We start from the raw sequence: 15,207 nt of genomic DNA, 5'->3' as shown, positions 1-15,207 counted from the left end.
CCGCTCGCCCCTGAAGAACCTTATCGCGCAAACCTTTGCCGAAAAATGTGATCCATGTCACACCGTTCAAGCGTTGAGGTTCACATGCGTACCCCCCTTTCCATGGCCGCCCGCCTGGGTCTGGGCTTCGGCCTGATCCTGGTGCTGATGCTGCTGATCACCCTGGTTGGCGTCCAGCGCGTCGGCGTCATCGACGACACCCTGACTGCCGTCAGCCAAGGTGCCAGCGTCAAGCAGCGCTATGCCATCAACTTCCGCGGCAGTGTGCACGATCGCGCCATCGCCATTCGCGATACGGTGCTGATCCACGACGCCGCGCCCCTGGCCAGCCGCCTGGTCGACATCGACCGACTCAAGGCCTTCTATCGCCAGTCCGCCGAGCCCATGGATCAGCTGTATGCCAGCCAGGGCGCCACCGCCGAGGAACAGCGCCTGCTGGCGGCCATCAAGGACATCGAGGGTACCGCCCTGCCCCTGACCGATCGCTTGCTGCAAATGCGCCAGGCCGGTGATCTGGAAGGCGCCCGGGTGTTCCTCCTGGAGCGCGTCTCGCCGGCCTATGTCGAGTGGCTCAAGCGCATCAATGCGCTCATCGATCACGAGGAAGCCATCGCCAGCGGTCATCTGGCCGAGGTTCGCGGCATCGCCGGCGGCTTCCGCTGGCTGATGCTGGTGACCTGCGCCCTCGCCCTGCTGCTGAGCATCGCCGTCTCCATCATGATCATTCGCCAGATGGGCGCGACCCTGGGCGGCGAACCCCACGCCGTGGCCGCCGCCATCCGCCGGCTGGCCGAGGGCCGTCTGGACGAGCGCCCTGCCACTCGTTACCCGGACAGCGTCATGGGCACCTTGGGCAGCGCCACCGCACACCTGGGCCAGACCATCGTCCAGGTGCGCCATACCGCCAGCTCGGTCGCCGCGGCGGCGGCCCAGCTGCAGAGCACCGCCCAGACCAACCAGCGCCACACCGATGTGCAGTCCAACCAGGCCCAGCACATGGCCGCGGCGGTCACCGAGTTGGCCGCCACCATCGGCGAAGTCGCCGGCTACGCGGCCCAGGCCGCCCAGGCCACCGGCAATGCCAGTGCCCAGGTGGACACCGGCAACCGGCTGGTCGCCAGTTCCGGCCAGGCCATCGGTCAGCTGGTACAAGCCCTGGAGCAGGCCAGTGTCACCGTGCAGCAGGTGTCCAGCGACAGCGCCAGCATCGAGAACATCGTCGCCGTCATCAACGGCATCGCCGAGCAGACCAACCTGCTGGCGCTGAATGCCGCCATCGAGGCCGCCCGTGCCGGTGAGCAGGGCCGTGGTTTCGCCGTGGTGGCCGACGAGGTCCGCAACCTGGCTACCCGCACCCAGGAATCGACCCGCGAGATCCGCGCCATGATCGCCACCCTGCAGGAAGGCGCCGGGCGCGCCTCGGCGCAGATGGAAGAGAGCCGCGGCCAGGCCCACCAGACCGCCGAGCTGACCCAGCGCGCCGTCGCGGCCCTGGCGGCCATCCAGGCGGACGTCGGTTCGGTGAACGCCATGAATGCCCAGATCGCCACCGCCGCGGCCCAGCAGACCGCCGTGGCCGAGGAGGTCAACGAGAACATCAATCGCATCCACACCGCCACCCTGGAAACCGCCAGCGGTTCGCAGCAGATCGCCGGGGCCAGTCGCCAGCTGACCGAATTGGCCGAGGATCTGGAGCGCCGCATGAGCCTGTTCCGCACGGCCTCGGCCTGAACATCCGGCAACGCTCGCGGGCTGAACCTAGACGCGAGCATGGCGGTCAGCAGTCAGACACCTTTTCCCGTGCAGGAGTCTGGACATGCAGCTTTCCCTCAACGGCCAGGTCGCCCTGGTCACCGGCGGCAGTTCCGGGATCGGTGCCGCCGTCGCCGAAGCCCTGGCCAAGGCCGGTGCCGCCGTCGCCATCAACTACCATTCCAGCGCCGAACCGGCGGAAGAGCTGGCCAGGCGCATCCAGGACGCCGGCGGCCGGGCCATCGCCGTGGGCGGTGACGTCGGCGACGAGGCCGCGGTCCAGGCCCTGTTCGACCGCACCCTGGAAGCCTTCGGCCGCCTGGACATCCTGGTCGCCAACTCCGGCCTGCAAAAGGACGCGGCGGTCGCCGACATGTCGCTCGAGGACTGGAACACGGTGATCAACACCAACCTCACCGGCCAGTTCCTCTGCGCCCGGGCGGCGATCCGCCAGTTTCGCCAGCAGGGCCGCGACGAGAACATCTCCCGTGCCCTGGGCAAGATCATCCACATGAGCTCGGTGCACGAGGTGATTCCCTGGGCCGGGCACGTCAACTATGCCGCGTCCAAGGGCGGGGTCAACCTGCTGATGCGCAGCCTGGCCCAGGAAGTCGCCGCGGAGGGCATCCGCGTCAACAGCATCGCCCCGGGCGCCATCGCCACCGCCATCAACGAAGAGGTGACCGGTGACGAGGCCAAGGCGCGTGAACTGCTCAGGCTGATCCCCTACAAGCGCGTCGGCCATGTCGACGACGTGGGCAACGCGGCGGTCTTTCTCGCCAGCGACCTGGCCGACTACATCGTCGGCACCACCCTGTTCGTCGATGGCGGCATGTGCCTCTATCCGGGATTCGAAGACAATGGCTGATTCCACCTCCGTGCAGGGCCGCCGCAGTATCGGCGCCCACGGTGTCATCGGCGACCTGCGCACCTGCGCCCTGGTCGCCACCGACGGCACCATCGACCACTTCTGCTGGCCGAACCTGGACAGTCCCTCGGTGTTCGCCGCCCTGCTCGACTCGGAGAAGGCCGGCTACTTCAGCCTGGCGCCGGTCTGGGACGATGCCCGCGAGCAGCAACTCTACCTACCCGATACCAACATCCTGCAGACCCGCTGGCTGTCGGCGGAAGGGGTCGCCGAGGTGACCGACCTGATGCCGGTGTGCAGCAGCGAGGACACCCAGCCGCGCATCGTCCGCCGCGTGCAGGTGGTGGCCGGACGCTGCCGCTTCCGCCTGGTCTGCGCCCCGGCCCACGACTATGCCCGCGCCGAGACCCGGGCGCGCCTGGTGGATGGCGGTGCCCTGTTCGAGGCCGCTGGCCAGCCGACCCTGCGCCTGGCGTCCAGCGTCCCTCTGCAGGTGGAGGGCAACGCCGCCCTGGCCGAGTTCGAACTGGACCAGGGTGAACAACTGGATTTCGTCTTCGGCTGCGAGGAAGACGACAAGGTCGTCGCCGGACAGAGCGAGCTCTGCTTCGAGGATACCCTCTCCTACTGGACTTCCTGGGCGGCCAAGAGTCACTACCAGGGTCGCTGGCGCGAGATGGTCACCCGCTCGGCCCTGGCGCTGAAGCTGCTGACCTCCTGCAAGCACGGCTCCATCGCCGCGGCCGCCACCTTCAGCCTGCCCGAGGCCCTGGGTGGCGAGCGCAACTGGGACTATCGCGCCTCCTGGATCCGCGACGCCTCCTTCACCGTCTACGCCTTCATGCGCCTGGGCTACACCCAGGAAGCCAAGGATTTCACCCACTGGGTGGGCCAGTGCGTGGAAAACAGCCACAACGCCCCGGAAAAGCTGCAGATCATGTATCGCCTGGACGGCGGCCTGGACTTGCCCGAGGAAACCCTCGACCGCCTGGCCGGCTATGCCGACTCGAGTCCGGTGCGCATCGGCAACGAGGCCTACCAGCAGGTCCAGCTGGACATCTATGGCGAGTTGATGGACGCCATCTACCTGTCCAACAAGTATGGCGAAGCCATCTCCCACCATGGCTGGAAGGGCGTGGTGCGGATGATCGACCACGTCTGCGAGAACTGGAACCAGCCCGATGCCGGTATCTGGGAGATGCGCGGCGATCCCGAGCACTTCCTGCATTCACGACTGATGTGCTGGGTGGCCATCGACCGCGCCATGCGGCTGTCGGTCAAGCGCTCGCTGCCGATGCCCTATGAGCGCTGGTACGCCGCACGCGCCGCCATCCAGGAAGACATCTGGGACAACTTCTGGAACGCCGAACAGGGTCACTTCACCTCGACCCGCCACGGCAAGAGCCTGGACGCCGCCCTGCTGCTGATGCCGCTGGTGCGCTTCGTCAGCGCCACCGATCCCATGTGGCTGTCCACCCTGGACGCCATCAAGACCAACCTGGCCTATGACGGCATGATCCGCCGCTACAACCCGGTCGACACCCCGGCGGACAACCTCAAAGGCGAAGAAGGCGCCTTCGTCGCCTGCTCCTTCTGGTACGTCGAATGCCTGGCCCGCGCCGGTCGCGTCGACGAAGCCCACCTGGAGTTCGAAAAACTGCTGGGCTACGCCAACCCCCTGGGTCTCTATGCCGAGGAACTGGACAAGCGTGGCTACCCCCTCGGCAACCTGCCCCAGGCGCTGTCGCACCTGGCCCTGATCAGCACGGCCTTCTTCCTCGATCGCAAGCTGAGCGGCAAGGATCCGCAATGGCAGCCGTAGGGCGAGCCGATCGCGGCCGCTCCTACGGCTGCCGGCATGACAGCTGATCGTCATCCTGCAGGAATGGATATGGATGAACACCTGCGCGGATAGCCCCCTCTCCCTCAGGGAGAAGGTTGGGGTGAGGGAACGGCGTGCGACGAGGCTACTTGCGGGAAAGGCTACGCCGTTTTCCACGCTACGGTGCCGAGATAGTCGACCCTCGATACCCTACCGCGCGCGCCCTTACGCCACCCGACTCTGCCCCAGCGCCTCGTTGACGCAATTGGCCATGTCGTCGATATGCCAGGGTTTGGGCATGAAGCGGGTGCGGCCGGCGCCGCGGGGGACGGTCAGGCGATCGCCGGAGGTGAGAATCACCGGGATGTGCGGCCAGCGCTGGGAGACCAGTTGGGCCAGGGCCTCGCCATCCAGGCGCCCCGGCATGCGCACGTCGGTGAAGAGCACATCGATGCGTGCACTGTTCTGTTCCAGATAGCACAGGGCCGCATCGGCGGTCGACACGGCCACCACCTGGAGGTCCACCAGCGACTCCAGGGCCTCGGTGGCCAACTCCCGCAGCAAGGGTTCGTCCTCTACCAGAAGCAGTAGTGGACGATAGGAGCCGAAGGGAGAAGATGCCTGATTCATACCTAACAGACTTTGCCAAGAGGTCACGGTTCTGACCATTCGGCCCCGGCTCGACCAAAGTCGACCACCGGCATGAGCAAACCCTCTAGACGGCAACTTTCAACGCCTCGCTGACTCGAAGCGTTCACCTCGGGGGTCGCCTGTGGTATTCTTTTTTAATCGAACGATCAATTAAAAAAGCTTTCTTCCCTTTGGCAGTTCGCAAGGAGTCCTCATGAGTGCGACGCCCTCATCCGGCACCGTAAAGCTGAATCCTCCCGCCTTCTATTGCGCGGCCGCAGTGATCCTGCTGTTTTCCCTGGTGGTCATCGGCCGTCCCGAACAGGCCGGCGCCTGGCTGCTGCAGGCCCAGACCTGGGCCGCCAATACGGTCGGCTGGTACTACCTGCTGGCCATGTCGCTCTATCTGGTGTTCGTGGTGGTCACCGCCCTGTCCGGCTACGGCAAGATCAAGCTCGGTGCCGACCACGACCAACCCGAGTTCAGCTATCTGTCCTGGGCCGGCATGCTGTTCGCCGCCGGCATCAGCATCACCCTGTTCTTCTTCTGCGTCTCCGAACCCCTGACCCACTTCGCCCAGCCGCCGGCCGGCGAAGGCGGCAATCCGGCAGCGGCGCGCCAGGCCATGCAGATCCTCTTCCTGCACTGGGGCCTGCACGGCTGGGGCGTGTTCGCTCTGGTGGCCATGGCCCTGGCCTATTTCGCCTATCGCCACAACCTGCCGCTGGCACTACGCTCGGCGCTCTATCCGCTGATCGGCAAGCGCATCAACGGGCCTATCGGGCACGCCGTGGACGCCTTCGGCATCATCGCCACCATCTTCGGCCTGGGCGCGGACCTCGGTTTCGGCGTGCTGCACCTCAATGCCGGTCTCGACTACCTGTTCGGCATCAGCCACAGCCACTGGGTGCAACTGATCCTCATCGTGCTGATGATGGGCGCGGCCATCGCCGTGGCCGTGTCAGGCGTCGACAAGGGCGTGCGCATCATGTCCGACATCAACATGGTGCTGGCCGTCGCCCTGCTGCTGTTCGTGCTGTTCGCCGGTCCGACCCAGCACCTGCTCAACACCCTGATCCAGAACATCGGCGACTATCTCGCCGCGTTGCCGGGCAAGAGCTTCGACCTCTATGCCTATGACGAACCGTCCGACTGGCTCGGCGGCTGGACGGTGTTCTACTGGGCCTGGTGGATCGCCTGGGCGCCCTTCGTCGGGCTGTTCATCGCCCGTATCTCCCGCGGCCGCACCATCCGCGAATTCGTCTTCGGCGTGCTGTTCATCCCGCTGGGCTTCACCCTGGCGTGGTTGTCGATCTTCGGCAACAGCGCCCTGGAACTGGTGCTCGGCCAGGGCATGACCGGTCTGGCGCAGACCGCCCTCACCGATCCGGCCATGGCCTTCTACCAGGTGCTGGAGACCTATCCGGCCAGCCGCGCAGTGATCAGCGTCGCCGTGCTGGTGAGTTTCGTCTTCTTCGTCACCTCGGCCGACTCCGGCACCGTGGTGCTCTCGACCCTGTCGTCCACGGGGGGTGAAGCCGACGAAGACGGTCCCAAGTGGTTGCGGGTGTTCTGGGGCGCGGCCGTGGCCCTGGTCACCGGCGGCCTGCTGTTCGCCGGCAGCATGGATGCACTGAAATCGGCGGTGGTGCTGACCTCGCTGCCCTTCTCGGTGGTGGTGCTGCTGATGATGTGGGGCCTGCACAAGGCGCTGCACCTGGAATCCCAGCGCCAGCGGGCGCGGCTGCATTCCCTGGCCCCGGTGGCGACCAACGGCAAGGCGCGTCATGGCGGCTGGCGCCAGCGGCTGTCCCAGGCGGTGTACTTCCCCTCGCGCGACGAGGTCTATCGCTTCATGGACAGCACCGTGCGCCCGGCCATGGAAGAGATGGTCGAGGTCTCGCGGGAGAAGGGGCTGGTGGTGGAGACCCAGTTCGACGCCACCAACGCCAACCTGCAACTCATCATCGGCCACGGCGAAGAGCACCCCTTCATCTATCAGGTGATCATGCAGGGCTATTTCACGCCCTCCTTCGCCCGCGCCGGCATCGGCGGCCTGCATCTGAAGAATCGTCGCTACTACCGGGCCGAGGTGCACCTCACCGAGGGCAGCCAGGACTACGACCTGGTGGGCTACAGCCGCGAGCAGATCCTCAACGACATGCTCGACCAGTACGAGCGTCACCTGCAGTTCCTGCACCTGGTGCGTTGATCGGGCGGTTTTTTCGACGACCGAAAGGCCATTGAAAGCCACAAAGGTCGTATAATCGCCCCGGGGTCGGCCTCGTGCCGGCCCTGGGGTCGGTACGCCGCGCCGGTCCCCCGCTGTCCGGAGACCGCATTGTCCACCCCGTCTACCCCCTCGCCCTACCCGCCCCTGTTGCAATGGCTTGCCCTGATCCTCTGCTCGGCCCTGGTCGGTGGCGGACTCAGCTGGCTGCAGGTGCCTGCCGCTCTCTTTCTCGGCCCCATGCTGGTGGCCATCGCCTTTGGCGTCTGCGGCGCCACCATCCGCCTGCCCCGCCGGCTGTTCCAGACCGGCCAGGGCGTGGTGGGCTGCCTGATCGCCCATGCCATGACCGCTGCGGTGCTGCTCACGGTCGCCGAACACTGGCCGGTGATGCTGCTGGCCACCGCCCTGACCGTGCTGCTCAGCCTGCTCACCGGTGCCCTGCTGGTGCGCTTCGGTGGTCTGCCCGGCAGTACCGCTGCCTGGGGCACCACGCCGGGCGCCGCTGCCGCCATGGTGGCCATGGCCGAGGAATACGGCGCCGATCCACGCATCGTCGCCACCATGCAGTATGTCCGGGTGGTCTGCGTGGTCCTGATCAGTGCCCTGGTCGGTCGGTTGCTGGGGGCCGAAGGCAGCGGCACCGGCCATCAGGCGACGGTGGTCAGCCTGGACGGCCACTTCGCCTTCAACCTGGCCCTGACCCTGGCGGTGGCCCTCGCCGGCAGCTGGCTGGGCGGCCGGCTGTTTCCTGCCGGCGCCCTGCTGCTGCCCATCGCCCTGGGCACCCTGCTGCAACTCAATGGCTGGCTGGACATCACCCTGCCCCATCTACTGCTCGCGGCGGCCTATGGCGCCATGGGCTGCTATGTGGGCTTGAGATTCGACCGGGCCACGGTCGCCTATGTCTGGCGCGCTCTGCCGAAGATGATCTTCGCCTCGCTGCTGCTGATCGGCCTTTGCGCCCTCTCGGCACTGCTGATGGCGAAGCTGATGCATGTGGATTTTCTCACCGCCTATCTGGCGACCAGTCCCGGCGGACTGGATTCCATGGCCATCATCGCGGTGGATGCCCATGCCGACGTCGGCCTGGTGCTGGCCATGCAGGCGTTGCGCCTGATCGGGGTGGTGCTGACCGGGCCGTTACTGGCCCGGCAACTGGTCAAGCTGGCCCGCACCTAGCACGAGGTGAGGGCCTGGCCGTCAGGCCGAGCGGCGGCGCTCGACCTGGGCGGTGATGTTGTAGCCCTCGGCGGCATGGCCACGCACCACGACCCGGGCGTCCGGATAGAAACCCTTGAGGCGCTGTTCGAAGAGAAAGTAGATTTCCGCGCCGACCTGGATCTCCGCGGGATCGGTCAGGGTCAGGGAAAAGTTGCGCACGGGATCGGCGGCATGCTGCGACTCGTTCTCCTCGATACGCTGCATGGCGTCTTTGACGATCTGTTCGGCGATCTGCGACATCTTTGACCTCCCGGTCGGACAGTTGGCTGGGTGCCATCCCAAGGACGGCTGTATCGCTAGTGACCACGGCTGCGCCACGGGGATTCGTGCGCTCTGCAAGATTCCGACGAAACTGTAGACTTGTCTGACTTATATCCCTGTGTAGTGGCCTGAATCGCGCGACTCGCGATCTCCTGCACACCGAGGCCGAGGAAGCTACCCCGCCATGGTCGACGCCGACGATACCCCCCTCCCGCCGCGCAACCCGGCCACCCAGCGCCGGGCGCTGTGGCTGCTGGTCTGTGCCGTTGCGGTGATCCTGGCGCTGGAGTCCTGGCAGGTATGGCGCAATTACCAGAATGCCTTCGCCAGCGCGCGCAGCGACGTCGGCAACATCGCCCTGGCGGCGGCGCAGCATGCCGACGACGCCATCAAGGAAGCGGATTCGCTGCTGGTCAGCATCCGCGACCGCCTGGAGGATCAACCCCTCGATCAGCTGGATCGTCCCCGCGTGCATCGCCTGCTGGCGCGCCAGGCTGCCCTTCTGCCGCAACTGCACGGGCTGTTCATCTACGATCGCGACGGCGGCTGGCGGGTGACCGACAAGAGCAGCGAGCCGCCCCGGGCCAGCAATGCCGATCGCGAGTACTTCCAGTTTCACCGCCAGCACGCCGCCGACGTGCTGCACGTCGGCACGGTGATCGAGAGCCGCAGCACCCACGAATTGATCATCCCGGTCTCGCGCCGCCTGGAGGACCGCGACGGCCGCTTCGCCGGTGTCCTGCTCGCCACCATCCGCCTGCAGTACTTCGTCGACTACTACGAGCGTTTCAAGCTGGACGCCCGTGGCGCCATCACCCTGGCGCAGGACGACGGTACCCTGATGGTCCGCCGCCCCTATGTGCCCGAGCACGTCGGCACCCCGCTGGCCACCGGCGACCTGTTTCGCCAGTACGTGAATCAGGCGCCCAACGGTACCGCCCTGGTGCGCGCCATGCTCGACGGCCAGGAACGCCTCTATGCCTTCCAGCACCTGGACGGCTATCCGCTGGTGGCCCTGGCCGGTATCTCCAGGAGCGACGTCCTCGCCAGCTGGCGCCAGGACATGCTGAGATCGGTGACGGTGGTCGGCCTCATCATCGCCGGCATGCTGGTCTTCGGCTTCAGCCTGCTGCGCGAGATCCGCGCCGGCGAACGCAGCGCCATGGCCCTGCGCCAGGCCCATGACGAGTTGCACCTGCTGACGCTCAAGGACAGCCTGACCGGGCTGGGCAATCGTCGGCAGTTCGACAACCTGCTGCCGGTGGAGCTGGCCCGGGCGCAACGCAATGCCCAGTCGCTCAGCCTGCTGATGATCGACATCGATCACTTCAAGGCCTACAACGACCACTATGGCCATCCCGCGGGCGATCGCTGCCTGCAGGCGGTGGCTGGCGTGGTGGCTTCGGCGGCGCGGCGCCCGGGCGACCTGGCGGCACGTTACGGCGGTGAAGAGATGGTCCTGCTACTGCCCAATTGCGACGAAAGCGGCGCCCAGCGCGTGGCCGACATGGTCCAGGAGCGTCTGCAGGTGCTGGAGGTGGTCCATGCCACCAGTCCCTTCGGCCGCATCACCGTCAGTCTCGGCATCGCCGTCCAGCCGCCCGGCCAGACCCCGCCACCCCAGCCCGCCGACCTGCTGGCCAGCGCCGATGCCGCGCTCTACCGCGCCAAGCACCTGGGCCGCAATCGCACCCATCCGCCGCCGGAAGGTCAGGCGCTCTAGGCGTGGCCAGGGCGCCGTGCGGACGGGCCTAGCCGCAGATCATGCCGCCGCGGTAGTGCACCCGGTCCTTGCCGGCGCGCTTGGCCTGATAGAGTTCGCCATCGGCCTGCTTGAGCAGATCCGAGGGCTGATAGCCCGGGGCGAGGCGCGCCACCCCGGCACTGAAGGAAAAACAGCTGCCGGTGCGGGTGTTGCTGCGGCTGTCGTCCAGCAGCGCCTGCAGTCGCTGCGCCAGCTGGCGCTCATCCTCGGCCTGCAATAGCACGCCGAATTCCTCGCCGCCCAGGCGCCCGAAGCGCCCACCCGGGAAGTGCCTGCCCAAGGTTACGGCCATCTCCTTGAGCACCTGGTCCCCCACGTCGTGGCCGAATCGGTCATTGATCCGCTTGAAGTCATCGATGTCGAGCATGACGAAATACCAGGACGGCGATCCCTCTCGGCAGACCTGCTCCATGTCCAGCATCAGCGCGCGTCGGTTGCTGATCCCGGTGAGGGCATCGGTTTCCGCCTGCAGCCGATAGCTTTCCTTGAGCTCCAGGGTGCTGGCGACGATGCGCACGAAGGTGGCATTGAGCAGCAGCCCCAGTGCCAGGCTGGCCCCCAGCATCACCACGAACAGCGGCAGGGCCGCCGCGGTGATGGTATCCAGTTCGCCATAGAACAGCAGCAGCCAGACCGCGCCGGCCGCGATGCCGTAGTCGGGCACATGGGAAAACAGAATGGTCGAGCCGAGGATGATGACGATGGCCATGGGAATCATCCAGGCATGGCCGGCCTCGCCCATGCCCAGGATCTGGAACCGGAAGGCCAGGGCCTCGAACAGCACGAACACCAGGGCGAACAACCGCCAGACGGCGAAACGCCGGGCGGTGGTCATGGCCAGGCAGGAGCCGATCATGCCGGCAAAGGCCAGCCAGCCCCAGGCCGGTACCCCGGCGGTCAGGAAGGGGTTGATCAGCACGCTGATCAACCAGCCCAGGATGCCGGTGCTCTGCGCCAGCACATTGGGCAACTGCAGCATCTGGCGAATGTGAGTCTGATAAGTCATTGCACAACTCGAACGCCAAATTTAGTGGCCAACTGATATCACTGGATGCTATCCCATTCTCGGCCCGTCGGCGGCGGAAAGCGGACTCAAGCAAGACAATAGACGTCTGCTCATCTCTTCGCCTGTGACAAGCCCGCATAGGACCACGGCCGCGCGCGGACCGAGCCAACGGACGGCGGCGAAATGACGCCACCGGTCAGCTCGCCCTGCAAAGCCGCTCGCCCGGCCCGCTAAGCTCTTCGCTGGCGGATCTTCGACTAGGCTTGGCAGTGCCCAGGCCCTCGTTCATCCTTTCAACGACTTATCAGCTCCCACCATCGGTATAGAACCAACCAGGCGCCATCATGGAAATCGATGCTCTGTTCGATCACCTGCATACCCTTCCCAGCATTCCCAAGGTGGCTCAGGAGCTGATCCAGCAGTTCGACGATCCCGACAGCAGCATCGAAGACGTCGCCCGCAACCTGGCGCTGGATCCGGTGCTCTCGGCCAAGGTCCTGCGCCTGGCCAACTCGGTACGCTTTCGCGGCGTGCGGCCGTCCACCAGCATCGAAGGCGCCGCCATCCGCCTGGGCTTCGACGCCCTGCGCACCCTGGTGCTGGCCTCGGCGGTGACCGCGGCCTTCCGCCACAACCCCAGCTTCGATCCACGGGATTTCTGGCAGCACAGCTTCGACGTGGCCAGCATCTGCCGCGTGCTCGCCCGCCAGGCCGGCGCCGATCCCGAGACCGCCTTCACCTGCGGCATGCTACACAGCATCGGCGAGTTGCTGATCAGGACCGCGGCGCCCGACATCGCCGTGCGCATCGATGCCGAGCAGCGCGCCCCGGTGCCCGCCGACCAGGCCATCGGCTTCGGCTATCCGGAGGTGGGTGCCGAGCTGGCCCGCCGCTGGCAGCTGCCGGTGGTGATCCAGCATGCCATCGCCTACCAGTTGCATCCCCAGGATGCGCCCGAGGATTCCGCCCCGGCGCGCATGGTCGCCCAGGCGCGCCTGATTTCATTCGTCCTGCGGCGTCACGGCGGTATCAACGACCAGGCCAAGGCGGCCCTGGCCAATCCGCTGCTGGAAGGCGTGGATCTGGAGCTTCTGCTGACTGAACTGCCCGAGGTGATAGAGGCGGACAAGGCCTTCGGTACCCTGATCAACTGACCGGCCGTCTCCTCCACGGGCGCCGCCACCGCCTGCATCACAAATCTGCCAGCCGGTCGTGGCGAAAGTCGAACGGGTACCGCAAGAATCGGTCGAAGCGTTATAGCTGACAGGAGTGATTGCGATGGCCGAGCCGCTGAAGTTCACGGATGCGAACACCATTATCAAGGGCGCTTTTCAACCGATGCTGTGCGCCATGACCGCCCAGGATCAGGCGACCTTCAACGTCGAGGTCTATGCGCCCAACGGCACGGCGCTCCTGCAACGACGCATCGCTCGGGTCGATCTGCTGGACACTTCCCTGCTGGAAGCCTTCATCTGCGACAGCCGTGCCCGGATCGAGCGGGCCACCCACGAGCGACTCGACTGGCAGGTCCGCTACACCCGCGCCTGCTGAGGCCGCTTCCTGCGACCAGTCGCCGCGATCGAACGAAGGCGCCCCGAGAGGCGCCTTTTGCTTGCCTCAATCATTGAGCACGCGCTTCTGCTGGCTGCCCTGCGCCTTGGTGGCCGGGGTCCTGTCGGCTTTCTTCTGGGTGGACGGCGTGGCGGTGGAAGTGTCGTCCGCGCTGTCTTTGTTGCTGGTGTTGGAGCTGCCCGGCGCGCCGATGCCGTTGCCGGTCACCCCGGCATCGTTGTTGTTGGCGGCCAGGCTGGGACCGGCCACCAGGGCCAGGGCAGCGCTCAAGGCAAGGATCAGCGGGGTCTTGCGCATCTTGGTGTCCTCCGGCCGCGAAAGGAAGGGTGTCGCGGGCTGCACCCTGGGTCATTAGGCCAAAGGCCGGGCCAAGCGTTCCCACCTTCCTATAGACTAACGGCCATCCCGCCGTACCCCGACCGGTGCGGCCGTCGCGTTCAGGAGTTGCCGTGAAGCACCGTTACCTCATCGTCGATCGCACCGCGCTCGATACCCCCGCGCTGTTCGACTATCTGGCCGAGGCCCCGCAACACCGGGTAATCGTCTCCGGCGGCACGGCCGAGCAACTGTTCGCGGCGGAGCTATGGCCGCGCCTGCGCGAACGCCTGGCACCCCACGCCGAACGCTTCTTCTTCGCCGATTCCAGCGGCCCGCTGCTGCAGGCCGAGCTGGAGGGCCGCAAGCCCGGCCTGCTGGATCGCGAGCTGACCCTGGCCTTCAAACAGGCGGTGACCGCCGATGCCGAGGACGACCGCGTCCTGACCCGTATTCGCCGCGAACTGCTCGATACCGATGACGACTACCAGGCCAACCGCCGCATCTTCCTCAACAGCCTACTGGGTCAGATGCGCCGCGCCCTGCCGGCGGGTGCGGTAACCGCCGGCAACTGGCAGGACGCCGTCCGCCAGGCCATCGCCGCCGCCCAGCAGGGCCTGGCCAAGGGCTTCGCTCCAGGACTGTCCGATGCCCCCTTCAAGGTCTTTCTCAAGGCCTATCCGCTGGCGGCGCGCTATGTCGCCCAGCTCGCCGTGCTGCTGATCACCGCCGGGCGCCAGGACAACGACGTCCTCATCGATCGCTTCGTCGCCCAGGATCCGGCCCTGGTCGCCACCCTGTTCGACGGCCTGCTGACCGAAGACGACGACCAGCGTCAGGCCTACACCGCGCTCAAGCGCACCCTGGATGCCCTGGGGACTGGTGGCCAGGCGCTGCACTGAGGTCCTGGAGGCGCTCCAGCAGCACCGGCAGGATCACCCCGGCTGCGCCCAGCAGCTGCCAGTCACCGTTGAAATCCGCCGCCGGCTGCGGATCGATGCGCACCACCGTGGCGCCCTGCTGGCGCGCCACCCCCGGCAGACTGGCCGCCGGCTGCGCCAAGCCGGAGGTGCCGACCACCAGGCAGAGGTCGCAGCGCTCGGCCAGGGCCCAGGCGCTGGCCAGGGCCTCTTCCGGTAGCACCTCGCCGAACCAGACCACGCCAGGGCGGGCCAGACCGCCGCAGGCGGGACAGCGCGGCGGGGCCACGAGTTGCTCCCCCCTTCCGGTAACGCCGGCGATGCCAAGGGCCGGGCGCACTCGAAACAGCGCGGCGCGTGCAGGCTGCCGTGCAGGTGGATGACCTCGTGACTGCCCGCGCGCTCGTGCAGGTCGTCGACATTCTGAGTGACCAGGTGTAGCCGTCCGTGCCGGTGACCCCACTCCGCCAGGGCGCGATGGGCGGGATTGGGCTGGACCGCCAGCACCTGGGCGCGGCGCCACTCGTACCAGCTCCAGACCCGGACCGGGTCCTCGACGAAGGCTGCGGTCGTAGCCAGTTGCGCCGGATCGAAGCGCGCCCAGAGCCCGGTCAGCGCCTCGCGAAAGGTGGCGATACCGCTTTCCGCCGACACGCCGGCACCGGTCAGGACCAGCACCTCGGCGGCCTGGCGCAGGTGGTCGAGCAGCCCCTGCGGCAAGGCGGCGAGCCCGTCTCGACAATCGATGGGATGGGGCATGAAGGCGTTGTCTCCTGACATCTGCGGCAAAACAACAGGGTCTTGCGGACCGCGGAAAAGGCCGAAAGTGTGGGGATACTCGA

Annotated in this window: 12 protein-coding genes and 3 pseudogenes; 10 read left to right on the top strand and 5 right to left on the bottom strand. The window is 66.8% G+C overall.

Features of this window, described 5'->3' with window-relative positions; all coding sequences use genetic code 11:
- Positions 1-54: 54 nt before the first annotated feature.
- The 4 genes and pseudogenes from RCF34_RS23215 to RCF34_RS21615 form a co-directional block, all read left to right on the top strand.
- Positions 55-606 (top strand): annotated as a pseudogene (locus RCF34_RS23215) (MCP four helix bundle domain-containing protein); the annotation flags it as partial.
- Positions 607-1,203: 597 nt separating this feature from the next.
- Positions 1,204-1,731 (top strand): annotated as a pseudogene (locus RCF34_RS23210) (methyl-accepting chemotaxis protein); the annotation flags it as partial.
- An 85-nt stretch (positions 1,732-1,816) separates the two neighbouring features.
- Complete coding sequence (locus tag RCF34_RS21620; RefSeq protein WP_308710031.1) at positions 1,817-2,620, top strand: glucose 1-dehydrogenase; 804 nt, start codon at positions 1,817-1,819, stop codon at positions 2,618-2,620.
- Positions 2,613-4,442: a glycoside hydrolase family 15 protein gene (locus tag RCF34_RS21615; protein ID WP_308710030.1), complete on the top strand. Its 1,830-nt coding sequence runs from the start codon at positions 2,613-2,615 to the stop codon at positions 4,440-4,442. The genes RCF34_RS21620 and RCF34_RS21615 overlap by 8 nt, the downstream gene beginning before the upstream one ends.
- A gap of 225 nt (positions 4,443-4,667) precedes the next feature.
- Here the strand turns inward: RCF34_RS21615 and RCF34_RS21610 are convergent, their stop codons facing one another.
- Positions 4,668-5,072 (bottom strand): response regulator, encoded by a 405-nt coding sequence (locus RCF34_RS21610; RefSeq protein ID WP_308710029.1) that lies wholly within the window; start codon positions 5,070-5,072, stop codon positions 4,668-4,670.
- 247 nt (positions 5,073-5,319) lie between these two features.
- Between RCF34_RS21610 and betT the strand changes: the two genes are divergently transcribed.
- Both betT and RCF34_RS21600 read left to right on the top strand, forming a co-directional pair.
- Complete coding sequence (gene betT / locus RCF34_RS21605; protein ID WP_308710064.1) at positions 5,320-7,284, top strand: choline BCCT transporter BetT; 1,965 nt, start codon at positions 5,320-5,322, stop codon at positions 7,282-7,284.
- 129 nt (positions 7,285-7,413) lie between these two features.
- Positions 7,414-8,484, top strand: a complete 1,071-nt coding sequence (locus tag RCF34_RS21600; protein ID WP_308710028.1) for an AbrB family transcriptional regulator — start codon at positions 7,414-7,416, stop codon at positions 8,482-8,484.
- 21 nt (positions 8,485-8,505) lie between these two features.
- On the opposite strand, the gene RCF34_RS21595 is transcribed toward RCF34_RS21600, so the two are convergent.
- Positions 8,506-8,766 (bottom strand): hypothetical protein, encoded by a 261-nt coding sequence (locus RCF34_RS21595; RefSeq protein WP_308710027.1) that lies wholly within the window; start codon positions 8,764-8,766, stop codon positions 8,506-8,508.
- 205 nt (positions 8,767-8,971) lie between these two features.
- On the opposite strand from RCF34_RS21595, the gene RCF34_RS21590 reads away from it, so the two are divergent.
- Positions 8,972-10,510: a sensor domain-containing diguanylate cyclase gene (locus RCF34_RS21590; protein WP_308710026.1), complete on the top strand. Its 1,539-nt coding sequence runs from the start codon at positions 8,972-8,974 to the stop codon at positions 10,508-10,510.
- Between the two features lie 28 nt (positions 10,511-10,538).
- Here RCF34_RS21590 and RCF34_RS21585 read toward each other — a convergent pair whose 3' ends face one another.
- Positions 10,539-11,558, bottom strand: a complete 1,020-nt coding sequence (locus tag RCF34_RS21585; protein ID WP_308710025.1) for a GGDEF domain-containing protein — start codon at positions 11,556-11,558, stop codon at positions 10,539-10,541.
- Positions 11,559-11,899: 341 nt separating this feature from the next.
- On the opposite strand from RCF34_RS21585, the gene RCF34_RS21580 reads away from it, so the two are divergent.
- Together RCF34_RS21580 and RCF34_RS21575 are read left to right on the top strand one after the other, a co-directional pair.
- Positions 11,900-12,712 (top strand): HDOD domain-containing protein, encoded by an 813-nt coding sequence (locus RCF34_RS21580; protein WP_308710063.1) that lies wholly within the window; start codon positions 11,900-11,902, stop codon positions 12,710-12,712.
- Between the two features lie 124 nt (positions 12,713-12,836).
- Complete coding sequence (locus RCF34_RS21575; RefSeq protein ID WP_308710024.1) at positions 12,837-13,109, top strand: hypothetical protein; 273 nt, start codon at positions 12,837-12,839, stop codon at positions 13,107-13,109.
- Between the two features lie 66 nt (positions 13,110-13,175).
- On the opposite strand, the gene RCF34_RS21570 is transcribed toward RCF34_RS21575, so the two are convergent.
- Positions 13,176-13,427, bottom strand: a complete 252-nt coding sequence (locus RCF34_RS21570) for a hypothetical protein (protein ID WP_308710023.1) — start codon at positions 13,425-13,427, stop codon at positions 13,176-13,178.
- Positions 13,428-13,579: 152 nt separating this feature from the next.
- Between RCF34_RS21570 and RCF34_RS21565 the strand changes: the two genes are divergently transcribed.
- The gene (locus tag RCF34_RS21565; protein ID WP_308710022.1) at positions 13,580-14,347 is read left to right on the top strand and encodes a hypothetical protein; all 768 of its coding nucleotides are present in this window, start codon (positions 13,580-13,582) and stop codon (positions 14,345-14,347) included.
- Here RCF34_RS21565 and RCF34_RS21560 read toward each other — a convergent pair.
- A pseudogene (locus RCF34_RS21560) lies at positions 14,298-15,124 on the bottom strand (NAD-dependent deacetylase). The gene RCF34_RS21565 and the pseudogene RCF34_RS21560 overlap by 50 nt on opposite strands.
- Positions 15,125-15,207 lie beyond the last annotated feature (83 nt).

The sequence above is a fragment of the Pseudomonas sp. 102515 genome, from assembly GCF_031085165.1.
Classification (GTDB): domain Bacteria; phylum Pseudomonadota; class Gammaproteobacteria; order Pseudomonadales; family Pseudomonadaceae; genus Chryseomonas.
This window is presented reverse-complemented; position numbering and strand designations above follow the sequence as displayed.

Bases quoted from the DNA above. Each gene is read 5' to 3' on its own strand.
- RCF34_RS21570 (WP_308710023.1), bottom strand. From the start codon at position 13,427: ATGCGCAAGACCCCGCTGATCCTTGCCTTGAGCGCTGCCCTGGCCCTG.
- RCF34_RS21590 (WP_308710026.1), top strand. From the start codon at position 8,972: ATGGTCGACGCCGACGATACCCCCCTCCCGCCGCGCAACCCGGCCACC.
- RCF34_RS21610 (WP_308710029.1), bottom strand. From the start codon at position 5,072: ATGAATCAGGCATCTTCTCCCTTCGGCTCCTATCGTCCACTACTGCTT.
- RCF34_RS21595 (WP_308710027.1), bottom strand. From the start codon at position 8,766: ATGTCGCAGATCGCCGAACAGATCGTCAAAGACGCCATGCAGCGTATC.
- RCF34_RS21575 (WP_308710024.1), top strand. From the start codon at position 12,837: ATGGCCGAGCCGCTGAAGTTCACGGATGCGAACACCATTATCAAGGGC.
- RCF34_RS21585 (WP_308710025.1), bottom strand. From the start codon at position 11,558: ATGACTTATCAGACTCACATTCGCCAGATGCTGCAGTTGCCCAATGTG.
- RCF34_RS21615 (WP_308710030.1), top strand. From the start codon at position 2,613: ATGGCTGATTCCACCTCCGTGCAGGGCCGCCGCAGTATCGGCGCCCAC.
- RCF34_RS21620 (WP_308710031.1), top strand. From the start codon at position 1,817: ATGCAGCTTTCCCTCAACGGCCAGGTCGCCCTGGTCACCGGCGGCAGT.